This window comes from Paucibacter sp. Y2R2-4, from assembly GCF_025717535.1.
In the GTDB taxonomy this organism is placed as follows: Bacteria; Pseudomonadota; Gammaproteobacteria; order Burkholderiales; family Burkholderiaceae_C; genus Paucibacter_A.
In genome coordinates, this window is sequence record NZ_JAJIRO010000003.1 from 364,106 (window position 1) to 380,772 (window position 16,667).

At 61.5% G+C, this 16,667-nt stretch carries 16 protein-coding genes and 1 tRNA gene; 9 read left to right on the forward strand and 8 right to left on the reverse strand.

Annotated elements, in window-relative coordinates; translation table 11 throughout:
• Nucleotides 1–121 precede the first annotated feature (121 nt).
• From LNV06_RS12890 to LNV06_RS12900, 3 genes are all read left to right on the forward strand, one after another.
• The gene (locus tag LNV06_RS12890; protein ID WP_263538696.1) at nt 122–736 is read left to right on the forward strand and encodes a hypothetical protein; all 615 of its coding nucleotides are present in this window, start codon (nt 122–124) and stop codon (nt 734–736) included.
• A 435-nt stretch (nt 737–1,171) separates the two neighbouring features.
• Nucleotides 1,172–1,921 (forward strand): hypothetical protein, encoded by a 750-nt coding sequence (locus LNV06_RS12895; protein WP_263538697.1) that lies wholly within the window; start codon nt 1,172–1,174, stop codon nt 1,919–1,921.
• A 21-nt stretch (nt 1,922–1,942) separates the two neighbouring features.
• The gene (locus LNV06_RS12900) at nt 1,943–2,467 is read left to right on the forward strand and encodes a hypothetical protein (protein ID WP_263538698.1); all 525 of its coding nucleotides are present in this window, start codon (nt 1,943–1,945) and stop codon (nt 2,465–2,467) included.
• A gap of 160 nt (nt 2,468–2,627) precedes the next feature.
• Here LNV06_RS12900 and LNV06_RS12905 read toward each other — a convergent pair whose 3' ends face one another.
• Complete coding sequence (locus tag LNV06_RS12905) at nt 2,628–2,897, reverse strand: hypothetical protein (RefSeq protein ID WP_263538699.1); 270 nt, start codon at nt 2,895–2,897, stop codon at nt 2,628–2,630.
• Between LNV06_RS12905 and LNV06_RS12910 the strand changes: the two genes are divergently transcribed.
• Nucleotides 2,896–3,774: a hypothetical protein gene (locus LNV06_RS12910; protein WP_263538700.1), complete on the forward strand. Its 879-nt coding sequence runs from the start codon at nt 2,896–2,898 to the stop codon at nt 3,772–3,774. The genes LNV06_RS12905 and LNV06_RS12910 overlap by 2 nt on opposite strands.
• A gap of 526 nt (nt 3,775–4,300) precedes the next feature.
• A complete protein-coding gene (locus tag LNV06_RS12915; protein WP_263538701.1) occupies nt 4,301–5,737 on the forward strand; it encodes a tetratricopeptide repeat protein in 1,437 nt (478 codons plus the stop codon).
• Between the two features lie 248 nt (nt 5,738–5,985).
• On the opposite strand, the gene yghU is transcribed toward LNV06_RS12915, so the two are convergent.
• From yghU to LNV06_RS12930, 3 genes are all read right to left on the reverse strand, one after another.
• Nucleotides 5,986–6,873, reverse strand: a complete 888-nt coding sequence (gene yghU / locus LNV06_RS12920) for a glutathione-dependent disulfide-bond oxidoreductase (RefSeq protein WP_263538702.1) — start codon at nt 6,871–6,873, stop codon at nt 5,986–5,988.
• Between the two features lie 207 nt (nt 6,874–7,080).
• Entirely contained in the window at nt 7,081–7,689 is a 609-nt protein-coding gene (locus LNV06_RS12925; RefSeq protein WP_263538703.1) for a hypothetical protein, read from the reverse strand.
• 227 nt (nt 7,690–7,916) lie between these two features.
• Nucleotides 7,917–9,008: an AraC family transcriptional regulator gene (locus LNV06_RS12930; RefSeq protein WP_263538704.1), complete on the reverse strand. Its 1,092-nt coding sequence runs from the start codon at nt 9,006–9,008 to the stop codon at nt 7,917–7,919.
• A gap of 146 nt (nt 9,009–9,154) precedes the next feature.
• Here LNV06_RS12930 and LNV06_RS12935 point away from each other — a divergent pair, with 146 nt between their 5' ends.
• Both LNV06_RS12935 and LNV06_RS12940 read left to right on the forward strand, forming a co-directional pair.
• Nucleotides 9,155–9,832 carry a hypothetical protein gene (locus tag LNV06_RS12935; protein WP_263538705.1) on the forward strand — a complete coding sequence of 226 codons (678 nt, stop codon included), beginning with the start codon at nt 9,155–9,157 and terminating at the stop codon, nt 9,830–9,832.
• A 66-nt stretch (nt 9,833–9,898) separates the two neighbouring features.
• On the forward strand, nt 9,899–11,620 hold the full coding sequence (locus LNV06_RS12940) for a mechanosensitive ion channel family protein (protein ID WP_263538706.1): 1,722 nt from the start codon (nt 9,899–9,901) through the stop codon (nt 11,618–11,620).
• A gap of 12 nt (nt 11,621–11,632) precedes the next feature.
• Here LNV06_RS12940 and LNV06_RS12945 read toward each other — a convergent pair whose 3' ends face one another.
• The gene (locus LNV06_RS12945; RefSeq protein ID WP_263538707.1) at nt 11,633–12,193 is read right to left on the reverse strand and encodes a cytochrome b; all 561 of its coding nucleotides are present in this window, start codon (nt 12,191–12,193) and stop codon (nt 11,633–11,635) included.
• A gap of 247 nt (nt 12,194–12,440) precedes the next feature.
• Here LNV06_RS12945 and LNV06_RS12950 point away from each other — a divergent pair, with 247 nt between their 5' ends.
• Nucleotides 12,441–13,055 carry a PEP-CTERM sorting domain-containing protein gene (locus LNV06_RS12950; protein WP_263538708.1) on the forward strand — a complete coding sequence of 205 codons (615 nt, stop codon included), beginning with the start codon at nt 12,441–12,443 and terminating at the stop codon, nt 13,053–13,055.
• A gap of 56 nt (nt 13,056–13,111) precedes the next feature.
• Here the strand turns inward: LNV06_RS12950 and LNV06_RS12955 are convergent.
• From LNV06_RS12955 to LNV06_RS12965, 3 genes are all read right to left on the reverse strand, one after another.
• A tRNA-Arg gene (locus tag LNV06_RS12955) sits at nt 13,112–13,186 on the reverse strand.
• A gap of 54 nt (nt 13,187–13,240) precedes the next feature.
• Nucleotides 13,241–14,263, reverse strand: coding sequence for a tripartite tricarboxylate transporter substrate binding protein (locus tag LNV06_RS12960; protein WP_263538709.1), 1,023 nt, complete (start codon nt 14,261–14,263; stop codon nt 13,241–13,243).
• Nucleotides 14,260–15,189 carry a LysR family transcriptional regulator gene (locus LNV06_RS12965; RefSeq protein WP_263539133.1) on the reverse strand — a complete coding sequence of 310 codons (930 nt, stop codon included), beginning with the start codon at nt 15,187–15,189 and terminating at the stop codon, nt 14,260–14,262. Before LNV06_RS12965 ends, LNV06_RS12960 begins: the two co-directional genes overlap by 4 nt.
• A gap of 170 nt (nt 15,190–15,359) precedes the next feature.
• Here LNV06_RS12965 and LNV06_RS12970 point away from each other — a divergent pair, with 170 nt between their 5' ends.
• Nucleotides 15,360–16,661, forward strand: coding sequence for a PEP-CTERM sorting domain-containing protein (locus LNV06_RS12970; protein ID WP_263538710.1), 1,302 nt, complete (start codon nt 15,360–15,362; stop codon nt 16,659–16,661).
• Nucleotides 16,662–16,667 lie beyond the last annotated feature (6 nt).

Consider the following 16,667-nt stretch of genomic DNA (forward strand, 5'->3'; position numbering starts at 1 on the left):
CGCTGAGGGCTAACCGGTCACTCAACTGGACCCTACACGGCGCCGCGCCTTCGGGCATCATTTCATTCTTGCCCTGCGGCACTTCGCCGCTCCGGGCCGATTAGCTTCAACGTTATGCCGCATGAAGATCTACCTCGAAAGCCTCGACAAAGCCGCCTATTCCGAGTTTAGTAAGAGCATTCGCGGCGCGCCCGGAGCAGCAGGCTTTCTGCCGTTTGCCCGATCCAGAGGTCACTCTGATTCAATGATCGACAAGGTGTCTGGCGCTCATCTGTTTGGCACAAAGCCTGGTGATGCGCCGTTTGCTTTCCACCTCATAGTCTTCCCTGGATTGCAGCAGCAGCAAATTGCAAGTTACCAGAGAGAGCGAAATGTATGCATCCCGAAGCAAATGCAGAGGCTATATCTAAGGTTCAACGGCCTTCGATTTAGTCGACTTTGTGTTTATGGCCTCAAAAATTCTGCGTTTCAACCAATGCCAAACGCCGATGCGGCGTATGTACCTGTTGATGTGTACATCGAGCTTGAAGATGCGCGCCGGAGGCGAACGCCGTACATAGACAGGTTCCCCGTTGGGTCGGTACTCTTACCAACGGAAAAGTTTGCACACTTGGTTCTCACAGAGAACGCCGAAGTTGACCTGATTGAAAGCACTGGAGAAGTCATTCGAAAATACGATTCGCTCGACCTCGCAATTCGCGGCGAAGCAACTTTGATTACTGAAAATGCAGCATAACCAGTCGCTCAACTGGACCCGCAACGGCATGCCACGGCTGGCCGTCACTTCATTCTCGGCCAGCCGCGTCCTGTCGCTGCGGGCCGGTTAGCTTCAACGTTGAGCGACAGCATTCGGGCGCTGCAACACAGGCGGGCAACGTCAGCTTTCGGGTCTCAACTTCCTCGTGGTGATCTGACGCGAGTTTCCGCTACGGGCACATCACCGACGTCCATGCAGACTCCAAGCGAGGCCTGCTAATCCCGAAAGCAAGTGAGATTTATGGCCTGCCCCTCGCGCCGGTCAGCGAATGGCGCCCATGCGCCGATCATGGATTGGCTCCAATATGCAGGTCGGTGACAGCCCACCCCATTGCGGTGCTCATAGTGCTTAGTTGGCATGGCTTGACCCGTGTTAGCGTGCGGTCCCCGGATCACAAAACTCGGTCGCTTGCCAATGTCCTCCCTTGTAGCCGCCACTTTCAAGGCTTTCCGCCCGGCACGCCTGGCTGCCTTGCTTCTGCCAGCGGCGCTGTTGAGCGCCTGTGAAACGGTAGCGCCCTTGCAGGTGCTGGTGCCTGAAGAGGTGCAGCAGCGAGCGCAGCTGTGCGCCATGCAAAGCAAGAAGGCGGACGGGCAGCCGGGGCGCAGCGCCTGCGGCCACCAAGCCGCTCAAACGGGCGGTACCAGCAGCTGGACCGACACCGACAACTGGGACCTCGGCTTGCTGGGCCAGCGCAAGACCTCGCGCGTGGCCAAGTTCAATTTTGAGTTCACTCCCGCTGGCGGCCCAACAGAGCGCTGGCGTTGCGAAACCAAGGAGCGAGAGTTCTCCAAGCATGTGGTGCAGTTGCCAGTCGCTCAGAGCCAAGATCGCGAGCTGAGCTGCACCTACGAAGGGCCCCATGGCACCGAGCAACTCCGCCACAGCAGTCTTCAGGGCGACACGGTGATCTGGACCTTGGGCGGCCAAGAGGAGACCTGGACGATGGTGGGCATTTCGGCCTGGCGCTCGGGCGAGCGCGAGGGCAATTTTGTGATGCCCATGGCCTGGTGCTTGCGTAACGCTCAAGGGCAGTGGATGTCTTGCCATGACCGTTGGCGCCGCCCCGGCAGCTTTTGGATGATGCCCCTGGATTCGGCACTAGCCGCTCGCCGTGCGGCTTTGCTGGCCTTGGCACCGCTGGACCTCGAGCCCCTACGTTGAGCCATATTCAGAGACAAGAGCATGTTCAATTCCAAGGCTTCCACATCAGCGCCCGGCAAGTCACGCATGTGGGCCTCGGTGACGGCCATTCGCACCCGCACCATGGTCGTGTCGGTCTGCGCACTAGCCGCGACCCTGTGGCAGGGCTATGCCATCCAGAAGCACAATCGCCTGATGGTTCAGCCCATTCTGGACACTGAGATCAACACCGAGCAAAACGGCAATTGGATTGTGCTGGTGCAAAACAACGGCCTGGGGCCAGCTCGTGTCAGCCATGCAGACATTCGGGTCGACGGTCGGCCCATGGCCACCATCGGCGATGCCGCCAAGGCCTTGGGCTTGCGTTCGGTCTGCACGGGTACAGGCAATCTGGTGCACTTCTACCGGGTCAACCAACGCCAGCAGGTCTTGTCAGGGCATGAGGCCTGCGGCATGTCGGCCGAAGCCCTGACGGCCATGCTCAAGCGACTGTCCATCACCTTGCACTACGAGTCGCTGTACGGTGACAAGGCCAGCCTGAAGGTGCTGAGCGATGACAACAACTGAGCACCTCTGAGAAAGCTGGCCGCTGCGCCATGGCGCAGGGAGTGGAAAATCTCAGCTCGGCTTTCGGGCCACGATTAAGGTGCTTAGGGGATAGCCCGCAAGCCCCACCCCCAGGCCACGCGATCTAAGCGCGAGTAAGCGCGAGGGTCTGGCCTTGAGGTTAAAGGCCTGACCCTAGCCCCGAAACGCAGCCGCTGCTGGGCACCTGCGCGGGAATCGATATCACATCGACATCGGCGCGGCCAAGGCTCGCCTGCGGGCGATGCACGCCAAGAAGCGCGTGCCGACGCTGATGAAGCTCGTCGCGCGCCTTGCGAAGAACAAGACTTGAATGTGAAGTGAAGGGCGGGTGGAGTGAGAATTCTGGCCTGAGCGTTGCCCTTACGCTGCGCAGCTCAAGGCCTTCCACCAACTCCGTTTGGACGAACATGTCTTCAACTCCCTTTCAGACCCGCACCACCGCAGCGCTCGGGCTCATCGGCGCTCTGGCCCTGAGCGCCTGGTTCTGGTGGCCTGCCAGCAGCGACACCGTGCCGATATCCAAAGAAGGACAAGCCGTGGCGACAGCGCCCAAGGCTGCAGAAGCTATGCCTGCAGCGCCTGCGCCCTTGCCTGTTGGGAACACCGCCGTGGCGGCCTCAGCGACCCGGGAGTCAACCCGCCCATCTGAGGCTTCGCCGATTGGCTCGGAAGGCTACGGTCCACACATCGACCGCGCCCGTGACAGCGTGGGCCCCAAGGCCGCATGGCAAGCCGTGGCCTGGTTGCAGGCCTGCCGCCAGAACGCCATGATCATGCAGCATTACCAGCAAGCGCGTGACAACGGCGCCGTGCCCGAGCTTATGACGCGGCTGCTCGTGGAGACTCAGACCGAAGCGCGGCGCTGCCAGACCGTCACGGCACAACACCAGGCCCTGCTGCCAGAGCTGACCTTGCGGGCCATGCGCGGTGGCATCGCTGGCGCGGGCGCTGCCTATGCCGGCGAGCAGCGTTTCGAGCAGGCCGACGCGGCCCTGCAAGCGGAGCTGCGCAGTGCGATCCGGCGCGACGCCAATGCCGGCGAAGGCACGACCCTGATCAACGCCGCGCTCTCGGACGCCGGCTGGGGCCTGAGCTATGAGGAAAGGCTGAGCTATCTGCTCGCCTTCGGTCTACTCTCACCGGGCGGGCCGCAGCACCTGCAAGCCCTCGACCAGAGCGGCCAGATCAAGATGCCGGCGCCCAACAGCGCACAGGCTGTTGCCGCCAAGGCCGCGGCGCAGAAGATTGCAGACGCCGCCAAGGCGAAAGCTGCTTCGAGACCTTGATCTCCCCGGCCGGAGCTCAGAAGCTGTCGGCCAACAGGCAGGATCGCTTGGCCTAGACTTGCGTTTTGTTGCGTTCGGCAGAGCGAACCGGCAGTGAGCAGCACGGAGAATGCCTGCGATGCCCCTTAGCGGCTACCGTTTGAGAGGAGCGAGGTCAGGCCTTAAATCTCAAGGTCGCATCCACGCCATGACGACATTTTGGCTGGCCAGCGAACGACCGCTCCGGGCACGGAGCTGCCGAAGGCCCGCTGGCTTGAATCTCGATGGACAGGTCAGTGCCCATAGCCGAAGTTCGCTGGACAGCAGCGATGTTCACTTTTTGGACGGCGGCCGCGGTTTGTTCGGTAGCTTTCAATCTGCGTGCGCCAAACCTGCCTTTGGCTGCCATGCCTTGGACAACAGTTCAGTTTGGGTAATTTGCACGCTCGGGTTTCGCTCCGATTTTTGCAAACGATCCGATGTGAGCACCACCGCAAAAGCCGGTCCTCACTAGAATGCCCAGCACAACAAGACAAGGGCTTCAGGGATGGCTTCACCGACACCGCCGTCAGGGGCCGGACAAGTTCGCGAGCGTGCGCGGTCCGTGCTAACCGCCTTGGCACGCGGGCTTGCCCGCTTTAAAGGGCCCATCGTTGCCATCGCCGGTGTCGGCGCCGTACTCAGTGGTTTTGTGGGCTGGTATACGACCTATAAAGCCATCGCTGCCACGCCAACGGTTCAAAGCACCCCCACGCAGAATGCCGATGCGATTAATCCGCTGTCCATTCTCGTGCTGCCCTTCACCAACCAGACCGGCGACGCAAGCAAAGGCTATATTGCAGACGCCCTGACTAGCAGTATCAGCGCTGACTTGAGCCGCATTCGTGATGCATTTGTAGTGCCCACCGCCACGGCCTTCACTTACAAGGACAAAAATCTCACTGTGGCCCAGATTGGCAAGGACGCGGGCGTGCGATTTGTGCTGCAAGGCAGCGTGGTGGCCAGCGGTGACAAGTTGCGTATCAGCGCTCAATTGGCGGACACACAAAGCGGCAGGCAGTTATGGAACGAAACACTTGAGGGTGATGCGACCAAACTTTTCGAACTGCAAGATTTGGTGACTGCTCGCATTGGCAATAGCATCGGCAATGAGATGGTGATTATGGCGGCGCGGGAAAGTGAAAAGCGCAAGAGTAGTCCTAAGGTGGCTGATCTGAAGATGCGCCAACGCGGCTTAGGACTAAAGCCGCTGACTAAAGACACCTTTAATCAGCGTGAATCGCTTTTGCGCGCCATCATTAAGCAGGAGCCAGACAACGCTGTCGCGACAGCCGAGCTGGCGAATCTTTTAACAATCTACGTAGTAAATTTTCTTGACGGGCAAAGCCCTAGAGCTCAACCCATCCTTACGGAGGCTAAGGCACTTGCCCTACGGGCCAAGGCTATCGATGATCAATTGCCGGACATCTACTCTGCGTTGGCAACTGTTGCTTCTTCAATCGATAAAGACAATGCCGAAATGCGGCGTTATTTTGAGATAGTACTCAAGCTCGCACCAAAAGATCCCCGCAGCTACAACGATTTGGCAGTTTGGTATTTCTATGACGGACAACCCAAGGTAGCAATTGAATTCCTGGATAAGGCGCTATCCCTTTACCCGAAAGCACCCTATCCGAGCATATTAACAAATATGACACGCTGCTACTGGATGCTGGGGGATAACTCTGCAGCAATTATCTGGGGGCAAAAGGCAATTGATGCTGATCCGACATACCATTACAACATTTCTTTTCTCGCCATGGCTTATTCCAGCCTGGGGCAGATGGATAAAGCGAGGCAATACACCAACCAATACAAACAATTGGTGGAAATTGGTCAAAGTCCCGGCATCGAAAAAATCGACGGTTCCGAATCGCCCGCCTATGTAAAATATTACAACGAACACTACCTCCCCGAGTGGCGTAAGGCAGGACTGCCGGAATGAGCAACGTTCCCGTGTTTCCGGGGTGTTTTGATGACCGAGAAATGGACTGGCCGGCTTAAGTCCGCTGTCCTTTCTGGAATTCAGCCATACAAAAGAGTCCGCTGCCTTATCGGCCGCTGACCTTTGGCATGAACTTCCGCTATGGGCACTTTGCTGCCAATGCCGAGGACAAGACGGTCGACTCTTCTGGGTAGGGCGCCGATCATTGAAACGATCTTGGCTTCTGATGAGCCTTAGCAGTCGCCCTTTCAAACGCCGGCTTGCAGTTTGTCCTGCGTTTGCGTGTCGAAGTCGCTGGCGTGGTGGCGTTCATGCAGTTGCTCGGCCAATTCGCCCCAGCTTCGGTTGACCATGCGCCCGCGCTGCACGGCCGGCCGTGCGGCGATCTGCTGGGCCCAGCGCTGCACATGGACATAGTCTTGCGTCTGCAAAAACTCGGCCGCGTTGCCGTAAATCTGGCCTAGGGCGAGCGCGCCATACCAAGGCCAGACGGCGATGTCGGCAATGCTGTAGTCCTCGCCGGCCAGATAGGTCGACTGCGCCAGTCGTTGATCCAGCACATCGAGCTGGCGCTTGGCCTCCATGGCAAAACGGTCGATGGCGTACTCGTACTTCTCGGGCGCATAGACGTAGAAGTGACCAAAGCCGCCGCCCAGATAGGGCGCGCTGGCCATTTGCCAGAACAGCCAAGAGAGGCATTCGGTCCGTCCGGCCAGATCCTTGGGCAGCAAGGCGCCGAACTTCTCGGCCAGATGCAAAAGAATGGCGCCCGACTCAAACACCCGCAGCGGTGCGGCGCCGCTGTGGTCTACCAGCGCAGGAATCTTGGAGTTCGGGTTGGCTTTGACAAAGCCGCTGCCGAACTGATCGCCCTCGCCGATGCGGATCATCCAGGCGTCGTACTCAGCGCCGGCATGGCCCAGCGCCAGCAATTCCTCCAGCATCACCGTGATCTTGACGCCATTGGGCGTGGCCATGGAATAAAGCTGCAGCGGATGCCGGCCCAGCGGCAGCTCTTTCTCGTGGGTGGGGCCAGCAATGGGGCGGTTGATGCTGGCGAACTGGCCGCCGTTGGCTTTGTCCCAGACCCAGATTTTGGGTGGGGTGTAGGGCTTGGGTGTGGTGTCTTGGGTCATGGGGCAGCGATGAAGTTGGCGCAGGCCGGGTGTTGCTGAAGCCTGGAGTTAGCGAGGGTTCGAACCGGACACACGGAGCGCCAACAGTTCAAGCAGTGCCACTGTACGAGAGCTGCGACAAGCGCTGTAACTGGGGCCGAGAAACCCCATGGGACTCTGACGCTTGAGTGCTCGGCCTGCGCCGATTCAAGAAATCTGCGCTGCGATTCAGACCGTCTCGGTTCGTAGCAAAAGGCCATGGCACAAAGGCTCTTCCGCTCTTTGCAACTGAGAGGACAGGCGTGGCCGCAACAGCGTCAGCGCGATGCCCATGGCCAGCAGCAGGGCTCCCGCATACATCAGCATGAAGCCTGCGTAGCCCAGCACCGGAGCCAGCGGCTTGGCAATGCCGAGAAAGGCTGCAAACAACCAGCTGGCCGCTCCCAAGCCCCCCAGCAGACTGGGCAAGCAGGCGGCGCGTTCGGGTTGTGTGTGCACCGCTGCCAAACGCGGGAAGACCCAACGATGCAAGGCCAGGCCGTTCAAGCTCAGGACCAGCACGACGGTGAGTTTGGCCAGAAGCTTGGGCTTGCGCGCGATCACGGCGGGCTCAAAGCCGGTGTCGATGCCCACCAGCAGCAGTCCGCTCAGCCACAGCAGCAAGAGGGCGATCGTCACCCAATGGCTGGCTTTGCTGAGCAGCACGGCATCAACCCGGCGCGGCACAAAGATCGCCACATCTCCCAGCACGATGGCCGCGGCAGCCCCGAAACAGGCCAGCACATGGGCATACAGGGCCAAGAGGCGCAGCAGGGTCGAGGGATCCAGCAGTTCCATGATTGATCAAACGCTTGTGCGGGCGAGGGAATGAGTGAACGAGCGGGCGAACTAAAGAAAGAAAGGCCTGCGGCTGACCGCGCGCATGACAAAGCGATGACGAGGGTCAGCGTGGCGAAACGCAGCGAAGTCTAGGCAGGCTGTGTGACAGCCGCATCAGAAAGCTGCCGTGGACCTGCGAGTGCGAGCGCTTCTTGACCTGGCGCAAACAAGGCGACCCAGCAGGCTCAGTGCATCGAGGTCTGCTGGCTCTCGCGCCAGCTGCTGGGGGCTTGGCCGGTCCAGCGACGGAAGGCGCGGGTGAAGCTGGAAATCTCCGCAAAGCCCAGGATGAAGGCCACGTCTTGCACATCGTGCTCGGGGTCGCGCAAGAGGTTTTGCGCCAACTCCAGCCGGGTTTGCTGCAGCAACTCGGCAAAGCCGAACTGCTCGGCTTCCAGGCGGCGCTGCAGGGTGCGCTCGGTCAGATGCATGCGGCGCGCCACAGCGGCGCGCGAAATCTCGCCCGAAGGCAACATGTCCAGCAGATGAGCGCGCACCTGGCTGCTGGTGTCGCCGCTTTGCAGATTGGCGCGGGTAGCGGCCAGAATTTTCTCGGCGTTCAGCGCCAGGGCGGGGTGTCCGCCTGGCAAGGGGGCATCGAGTTGTTCGGCCGTGAAGGCCACGCCGGTGAAGGGAGCGTCGGTCTGCACCGGGCTCGCCAGGTAGTTCTGCAGCGCCGCAGTGCCCGCATCGCGTGGATGCGCCAGGCGGATACCCGCCGGTTGAAACAGACCGTTGTGCATCGTTGGGTGAGTTTTGCGGCAGAGTGCCGTGATCACCCCCACCCACGCATCATGTGTGACGGGCAAGACCGCCGGTGCTGCCCGGTACTGCAACCACAACAAATCGCCCTCTTGCTCGGTGCCCAGCAGCGCCACCGAGCTGACCAGATCGTAATAACGCACTAGGCGGCGGATCGCTTCGCGCAAGCTGGTGCTGGCCAGCCAGGCCATCCCCAGCACGCCCAAAGCCCGCAGACTGAACTGCTGTGCCGTGGCAAGGGCCAGATCGCCCGCGGGACCATAAGCCTGCTCGGCCAAACGCCAAAACTGCAGCGAACTGGCCTGACTGATACGGGCGCGGGAGTCCAAGAGTTGGGCGGGCTCGATGCGGGCCTGCCTCAGCAGGCCATCTGCATCCACGCCGTGGAAGCGCAGCGCTTGATGCAAGGGCAGCAGCAGGCCGCTGGCCAATCCGTCGCGCTGTCGAGGGGAAGCATGCACCAAGTTCGACTCCAAGAGCTCTAGGCCCGTAACGACGATCTTAGCCGGAGCCAAGCGGGCGACTTGTGAACCCCATGCCAAAGAGGACGAATGTCTTTTCCGGTCAAACCCTTGGCCGTTTGGGATATGGGTCAACTGCGGGTATCTACCTAGTATCTGGGTGTGGCTGCATGAAGCGGCTTTCACCGCAAGGAGACCGGATGTTCGACCCGTTGCTGAATCCCCAGGAACCGTTTGATGCCCGCATCGATGTTGTGCTGGCGCTGCTGAATCAGCGTCGTGAATTCATGCGTCGCGGGGCCGAGAATCTGTTCTCGCGGGCCGAGATCGCCGAATTGCTCAAGCTGTCGGGTGACCCCTGGACCAGCGCGCTGCTGGCCGAGTTGACCTTTGCCCGCCAGCGGGCTGAAGAGATCGCCGCGCACACGCCTTATGCCCGTGTGGTCACCGGTTTGGTCGGCACGGCGCGCACCCGCGACGCCTCGCTGCGTTTGATGCGGCGCGCCGTCAGTCGGCCTATTGAGTCAGCGATGCTGCAGGCGCAGGACCTGCTGGCTCGTATTCAGGCCGACAAGATGCCTTTGACCGCCGCCGCCAGCGAGCGATTGGACTCGCAATTGTTGGCCCTGCAGCAGGCCTGGACTCAGTACAGCGACCGCCTCTTGAGCGCCTATCTGCGCTTGCGCGAGTCGCCCGCAAGCTTGATGCAAGAGCAGCCGGCGAATCCGCCGCTACCCACGCTACCCGCGCCGCATGCGACGACACAGCCGCTGAAGCAGGGGGAGTTGCCGCGTGAGCCGCAGCCCAGGTCTCCAGCGGAACCGGGCGCGGTGCGCTGGAATCGACGCCGCAGCGATCAAGAACCAACGCTGCATTGATCGCATTGCAGTGCTTGGGACAGACAGCGATATGCTCGGCGCTGACCCAAGCTCTGGTGATGCAATATGCGCGATGTGTTTGTCTCTGATGGCCGCTCTTTGACGGGCGACTTGTGCCGCTTCTTCCGCTGCCCGCATGCTGCCCTAGCTTTGATCTTCAGCGCATGCCTGATGCTGGCCCTGGCGCCGTCAAGGAGCTGGGCCGTTCCCTCTGCCCCCGCCCCTGCAGCATCGGCCCCGGCGGGCGCTGCGCCGGCCGAGGCGCCGGTGGTGATGTTCAATCGCACGGTGGCGGTCTACCGTGCGCCGTTCTTGGGCGTTAGCCCTGCCGAACGCGCGCGCCGCACCCATCTGTACATGAATGAGGTGCTGGCCCGCTCCGGCGCAGGTGAAGTGACGATCCTGAAAGAGCCGCAAGGGCGGGTCTTGATGCTGGATGGCGAGATGGCTTTGATCTTGACACTCGAAGACGTCGATGTGGCCAGCGGCGCCACCTTGGATCAGACCGCCGAGCAAGCGAAGCATCAGTTGCAACAGGTGATTGCCGAGACCCGCGAGAGCCGCGATGAGTCGCGGCTGCTGAGTGGACTGGCCCATGCGGCAGTGGCCAGCTTGATTTACATCGCCCTGGTCACCTTGGTGCTGCGCGGCCAGCGCGTGGCCAGCTTGGGTTTGGCCAAACGCGTCAGTCATCGAACGGACGTGATCTCGGTGGCCGGTACGCCGCTTTTGCAGCGTGAAAAGGTCTGGATGCTGGCGCGCTGGTTGGTGCGTGGCATCAGCTGGGTCTTGTTGGCCTTGCTCAGCTATCAATTCCTCGGCTATGTGCTGAGTCAATTTCCCTACACCCGGCCCTGGGGCGAGCAGCTCAGCGCCTATCTGCTGCAAGTGGCCGCAGGCATAGGCGGCGGTATTTTGCGGGCCTTGCCAGATCTCTTTGTGGCTCTGGTGATCTTCATGCTGGCGCGCGCTGTGATCAATGTGCTAACGCCGATTTTCAACCGCATCGAACGCGGCGAAGGCTCGCTGGCTTGGCTGGACCGCGACACGGTTCGGCCCTCGCGCCGCATCATCAGCACCGGCATCTGGTTGTTCGCCTTGGTGATGGCCTACCCCTATCTGCCCGGCTCGGGCAGCGAGGCGTTCAAGGGCGTGTCGGTCTTGCTAGGCTTGATGATTTCGCTGGGCGCTTCCAGCATCGTGGGCCAAGGCGCCAGTGGTTTGATTCTGATGTTCTCGCGCACCATCCGGGTCGGCGAGTTCGTGCGCATCGTCGATCACGAGGGCACCATCACCGAACTGGGCATGTTCACCACCCGCATCCGCACCGGGCTGGGCGAGGAGCTGACCCTGCCCAACTCCTTGGTGATGTGCTCGGTGACGAAGAACTACTCGCGCACCGTCAAAGGGCCGGGCTTTATCGTCGACACCACGGTCACGATTGGTTATGACACGCCTTGGCGGCAGGTGGAAGCGATGCTGATAGAAGCCGCCCACCGCACGCCGGGCGTGCTGAGCACGCCTTCGGCCCAGGTGTTCCAAACCGCTTTGTCAGACTTCTACCCCGAGTACCGCCTGGTCTGCCAGGCCGTGCCCAGCCAGCCTCGCCCGCGTGCCGAGGTCTTGAGCCAGTTGCATGCCAATATTCAAGATGTGTTCAATGAATACGGCGTGCAGATCATGTCGCCGCACTATTTGGGCGACCCGGCGCAAGCCAAGTTCGTGCCCAAGAGCGCTTGGTTTGCCGCGCCGGCCAAAGCGCCGACGGATGACACCTCGGCGAGCTGAGCGCCTGAGTTCTCAGGTTTCGATGCGCTGGCCCAGCATGCGGCGCAGCACGCCGTCCTTGTAGACCCAGTGGTGTTTGAGGGCACCTGCCAGATGCAGCATGACGGTCAAAATCAGCAGATAGCCCAGCCATTCATGCAGCTCCTCGCCCCATTCGGCCACGTTTTGGTTGTAGGGCAAGGCCTCGCCCGGAGCGTCGGGCTTGTGCTGGCTGGGCAGCAGTTGCAGGCCAAAGATGGCAATGCCGTGGCCGCCAGCGCCCGAGTGCATCATGCCGGTGATGGGCATGGCCAGGGTCAGGCCGATCAACAGCCAGTGCACCAGCTGCGCCAAGCGGTGCTCCAAGGGCGACCCTTCCGCCACTTGTGCCGGCCAGCCATTGCGCAGGCGCCAGACCACCCGCAGCAAGATCAGTCCGAAGACCAAGACACCGATGGATTTGTGAATCGGGTAAAGAAACCAGACCTCAGCCCTGCTCATGTAAAGGCCCACCGCCGTGAGCCCGATCATGCCCAAGGCGACGAACCAATGAAGCAAAACGGTGCTGCGGCTGAGTTGTTGGGGGGAGTCCATGCGTTGATGCGGCTGAGGCCGGAAGTGATCAAAGGAAGGGGAAAAGCTGGGCGCAATTGTTGGCGACTGCCGCGGCTTGCCTGAAGGTCATGGGTAGACCTGGTGGTCTCCCTTCCCCCCCAAACAAGGGCTTTAGCGGATGCCTTCTGATTTGCACCAGCGCTAAAGTGCGATTGATTCCATCATCCCAAATTTTCAAGGAGGACTCATGACGGTTTGCGTGCGCTTCATATTGGGTCTGGCCACAATGGCAGCATCTTCGCTCTCGATGGCTTCGACCGTCGTTGTGGATCCAACTGCGTTTGGCCCCAGTGCCTCTGTGGTGACCTTTGAGACTGGCACGACGGCCTTGCCGGAAGTGCCGGGCTTGAACTTCGTGAGCTCCATCCCCGCGAGTGGCACGTGGTTCGCCGCGGCGGGCAATTTCCCCGGCTTCTTTGGTGATCAAGGCGCGTCAAACTTGGTCAGCGCCAGCTATTCGGACATTGCGGTGAACTTCGCCAACTCGCAATATGTGGTGGGCGCCTGGCTGGGCAATATTCCTAACTTCACCCAGACCTCGGTGTCGAGCCTGACGGTGGAGGTGTTTGGTGCACAGGCGGTGAGCCTGGGCAGCTTCCAAGTAGCGATCCCAGCGGGTATTGGCCAAAGCGTGTTTTTTGGTGTGGCCTCAACCGAAGGCATTCAACGCGTGGAATGGCGAGGCGGCAATGTCGGCTTCTTCGGGCTCGACAACCTGAGCTACCAGGCCCAGCCTGTGCCCGAGCCCAGCTCGGCGGCATTGCTCCTGTCGGGTGCGGCCCTGTTGGCCTGTTTGCGGCGCCGGGCTGCTTCATGGGGACCTGCGCGTCCAGCCAACTGACACAGGCTCGGCTTGCGGAAATGAAAACGGCACCCTAGGGTGCCGTTTTTTGTATCTGGTGCGACCGGCAAGAATCGAACTTGCGCCTAAGCCTTCGGAGGGCCCAATGATATCCACTTCACCACGGTCGCCGGGTTGGAGCGGCATTCTAACCCGGCTGCGCAGCGGCTCGTGGGCCGCCGGACTCAGTCGTCTTCCATCAGTCGACCGTTTTCGAGCAGGCGGCGGTTGCGTGCCGTGGCTTGGCTGATCAGGCGACTGAAATCAGCCGGGCTGCCCAGGGCGGGCAAATTGTCGATGCTGCGCAGACGGGCTTGCATCTCGCTGTGCTGCAGCGCGAGGTTGATCTCGTGGTTGACCCGTTGCAGCAGGACAGGGCTAAGCCCCGCGGGCGCGAACACGCCGAACAAGGAAGCCAGGTTCGCGTTTGGGTAGCCCAGTTCGGCAAAGCTGGGCACCTCCGGCAGACTGCTCAAGCGCTGCGGTGCGCCAATTGCCAAAGCTCTCAGTTGGCCTTTGCGCAGGTATTGCAATTGCTGCGGCCCCAGATTGGTGGACAGCAGTTCAAACTGGCCCGAGATTGCGTCGCCCAGTTGTTGCCCGCCGCCCTTGTAAGGGATGTGAGAAAAGCGAACGCCTTCCGCGGCTTGCAATTGTTCCAGCACCAAATGCCCGGTGGTACCCATGCCTGAACTGGCCCAGCGCAGGCGCCCGGGCTGGTCTCGCGCGGTGCGCAGCACTGCCGCCAGGTCTCGCCCGGAGAAAGCGGGCGTGGCGACCAGCAGCATGGGCGTATGCATGACACCGGCCACCGGCAAGATGTCGCGCAGCGGGTCGTAATGGGTGCGGCGCAGCAGCGGCGTCAGGCTCAGCGGCGTGATGGCCGAGAACGCGAAGGTGTAGCCGTCGGCGGGGGCGCGAGCCAGTTCTTCGATGCCGGTTGCGCCTCCTGCGCCGGGGCGATGTTCGATCAAAACGGCCTGGCCTAAACGCGCACTCAGTGTGGCCGCTAGGCTGCGGGCCACCAGGTCGCTGATGCCGCCCGCTGGGTAGACCAGCAAGACCCGGATGGGCCGATTGGGCCAGTTGGGCCAGGCTTCTTCGGCGTGGCTTGTCGCGCTGGAGGCCCGGGCTTGGGTGAGCTGCGGCAGGCTCAGTGCTGCCCAGGGCAAGAGCAACACCTGCCGGCGCTGTGAGCCCGAGCTCATGAGGGCGCGGCGCCGGTCTTCCACGGCAGGGCCAGTTCCCGCAGCAAGGCAATGAAGGTGGCGTTGGCGCCAGCGGCCTCGCCGCGGCGTCGCACCAGGGTCATGGGCGCGTCCAGTTCTTGGGCGTCGCGCAGAGGCAGATAGCAGATGGCGTCGGCGTGAACGCCTTGCATCGAGGCCGGCACCACGCTGATGCCGGCGCCGGCTGCGACCAGATTCAAATTGCTCATCATGCGCGGAACTTCTTGGGCAATCTTGGGCTTGAAGCCGCGCGCTTCGCAGAGGCTGAGCAGATTGGCATAGAGCCCGGGAGCTCCGCTTTGACGAGCCAGAATCCAGGCTTCGTCTTGCAAGGCGCTCAGGCGCAGCGAACGGGGTCGGGTCTTGCCTTTCAGCAAAGGGTGATCGACGGGCATGGCCAAGACTACGCCCTCGCTGAACAAGGGCTCGAACTGCAAGTCTTCATGGCGCGCGACCGGCACCCGCAGCAGGCCGCAGTCGAGTCGATGCGCCAGCACGGCCGCCGTCAAGTCCGCTGCGTTGTCTTCGCTCAGTTGGAGGCGGATGTCCGGATAGCGGTGACGGCATTCGCGCAAGGCGGCTGGCGTGAAGCGATGAGCCGCAGCCGAACTGGTGAAGCCCACGGATACGGCGCCTTGCTCACCGAGGGCCACGCGGGCCATATGGCGCTGCAGCGCGGCGGCATCGAGCAAGAGCTGGCGGCTCTCGGCCTGGAACAGCCGGCCCGCATCGGTCAGTCGCACGCCTTTGGGGTGGCGCTCAAACAATCGCAAGCCGAGTTGCTGCTCCAACTGCTTGATCTGTTGGCTCAAGGGCGGCTGCTGCATCCCCAGCTTGGCGGCGGCCCGCGTCATATGGCCTTCCTCGGCCACGGCCTGAAAGTAGCGCAGTTGACGCAGTTCCAATGCAGGGCTTGGGGTGTTCATGGCATACGCAAAAAGTATTGAACAAGGCGATTCAGTGTATTTGACGGAATGAGGCTTCCGTCCTCATAGTCTGCCGCTGGCCGCGCATGCCCGGGGTGACCCTTGGCGATGGTGTCCTGAGCCGGCCCACGAAACCAAGGAGACAAACCATGAAGCATGTTTCAACGAAGTCCGCTGCGGGCCGCCACCTCAAACGGGGGCTGGGTCTTTGCTTGGCCTGGGCTGCCGTATCGGTGAGTGCAGCCGAGCCCATCAGCATCTTGTTTGTCGGCAACAGCTACACATTTGCTCGCGTGGATCCGGTGATGAGCTACAACGCCGCCAATGTGCATGACCTCACCGCGGCCTTCAATGCGGTCAATCCCTCCGGCACCAACAGTTATCCCATCGGCACTGCGCCCAGCGTCGGCGGTTCCTTCGAACAACATCCCTGGGGCGGGGTGCCGGGTGTGTTCAAGAAGATGACGGATCAAGCGGGGCTGAATTACGACGTTTCGCTGTCCGCCCGCAACGCTGCCTCCTTGCGCGGCCAGTTCTTGAACACCGCCAACAGCGATTGGAAGCTGCGCGAAAACGTGGCCAGCAAGACTTGGGGCAAGGTGGTGCTGCAAGAGCAAAGCGATGCGGCGCTTCCTCCGGGCATGGGCAAGAACGCGAACTTGGCCACCTTCAATGCCTATGCAGACCAGTTCGAGCGCTTTATTCATCAAGGCGCGGCGCAGAGCTATACCGAGGCCCAGTTGTTTGGCAGCTTGAGCAACTGCACCGCCACCGGTCTGTCCACGGGGAGTTGCAACACGGTCAGAAATATCGCGGCCAACCCCAATGCCAGCAGTTCGACCCAGGTCTATCTGGAGCAAACCTGGGCCCGGCCCGATATGGTTGAGGCTCACAAAATCACCACGCCAGACAAGACCACCAGCGACGGCCGGCCGATAGTGGACACCAGCTCCGCCGGCGGCGATGCCAAGCTGTATTACCAAGACCTGGCCGGCATGACGAGTGATCTGCACAAGTCCTTTTATGACAAGGCCAGCAGCAATACCGGCTTTGCCGGGGTGGTGCCGGTGGGCGACGCTTTTCAGCGCGCAGTGGATCTGGGTTTGGCCAAGGGCAGCGATTTCTACAACGCTGCCGGGACTTTTGAAGAAAGCGGCAATTTGCTCGATTTGTGGTGGTTGGATCGCACCCATGCCAGCAAATACGGCTCCTATCTGAGTGCGCTGACCCTGTTCGGTAGCATCACCGGCTTGGACCCGCAGTCTTTGGGGGCCAAGGAACAGGCCGCGTTTGATCTGGGCATCAGTGAGGCGCAGGCTTGGACCTTGCAACAGGTGGCTGCGGCCCAGCTGGGCTTTGCGGTGGCGGTGCCAGAGCCCGGCACTTGGGCCTTGATGGCCGCCGGTTTGGGTCTGCTGGCCTGGCGCGGACGTCAGCGCATGGCGGGCTGAGCTTGG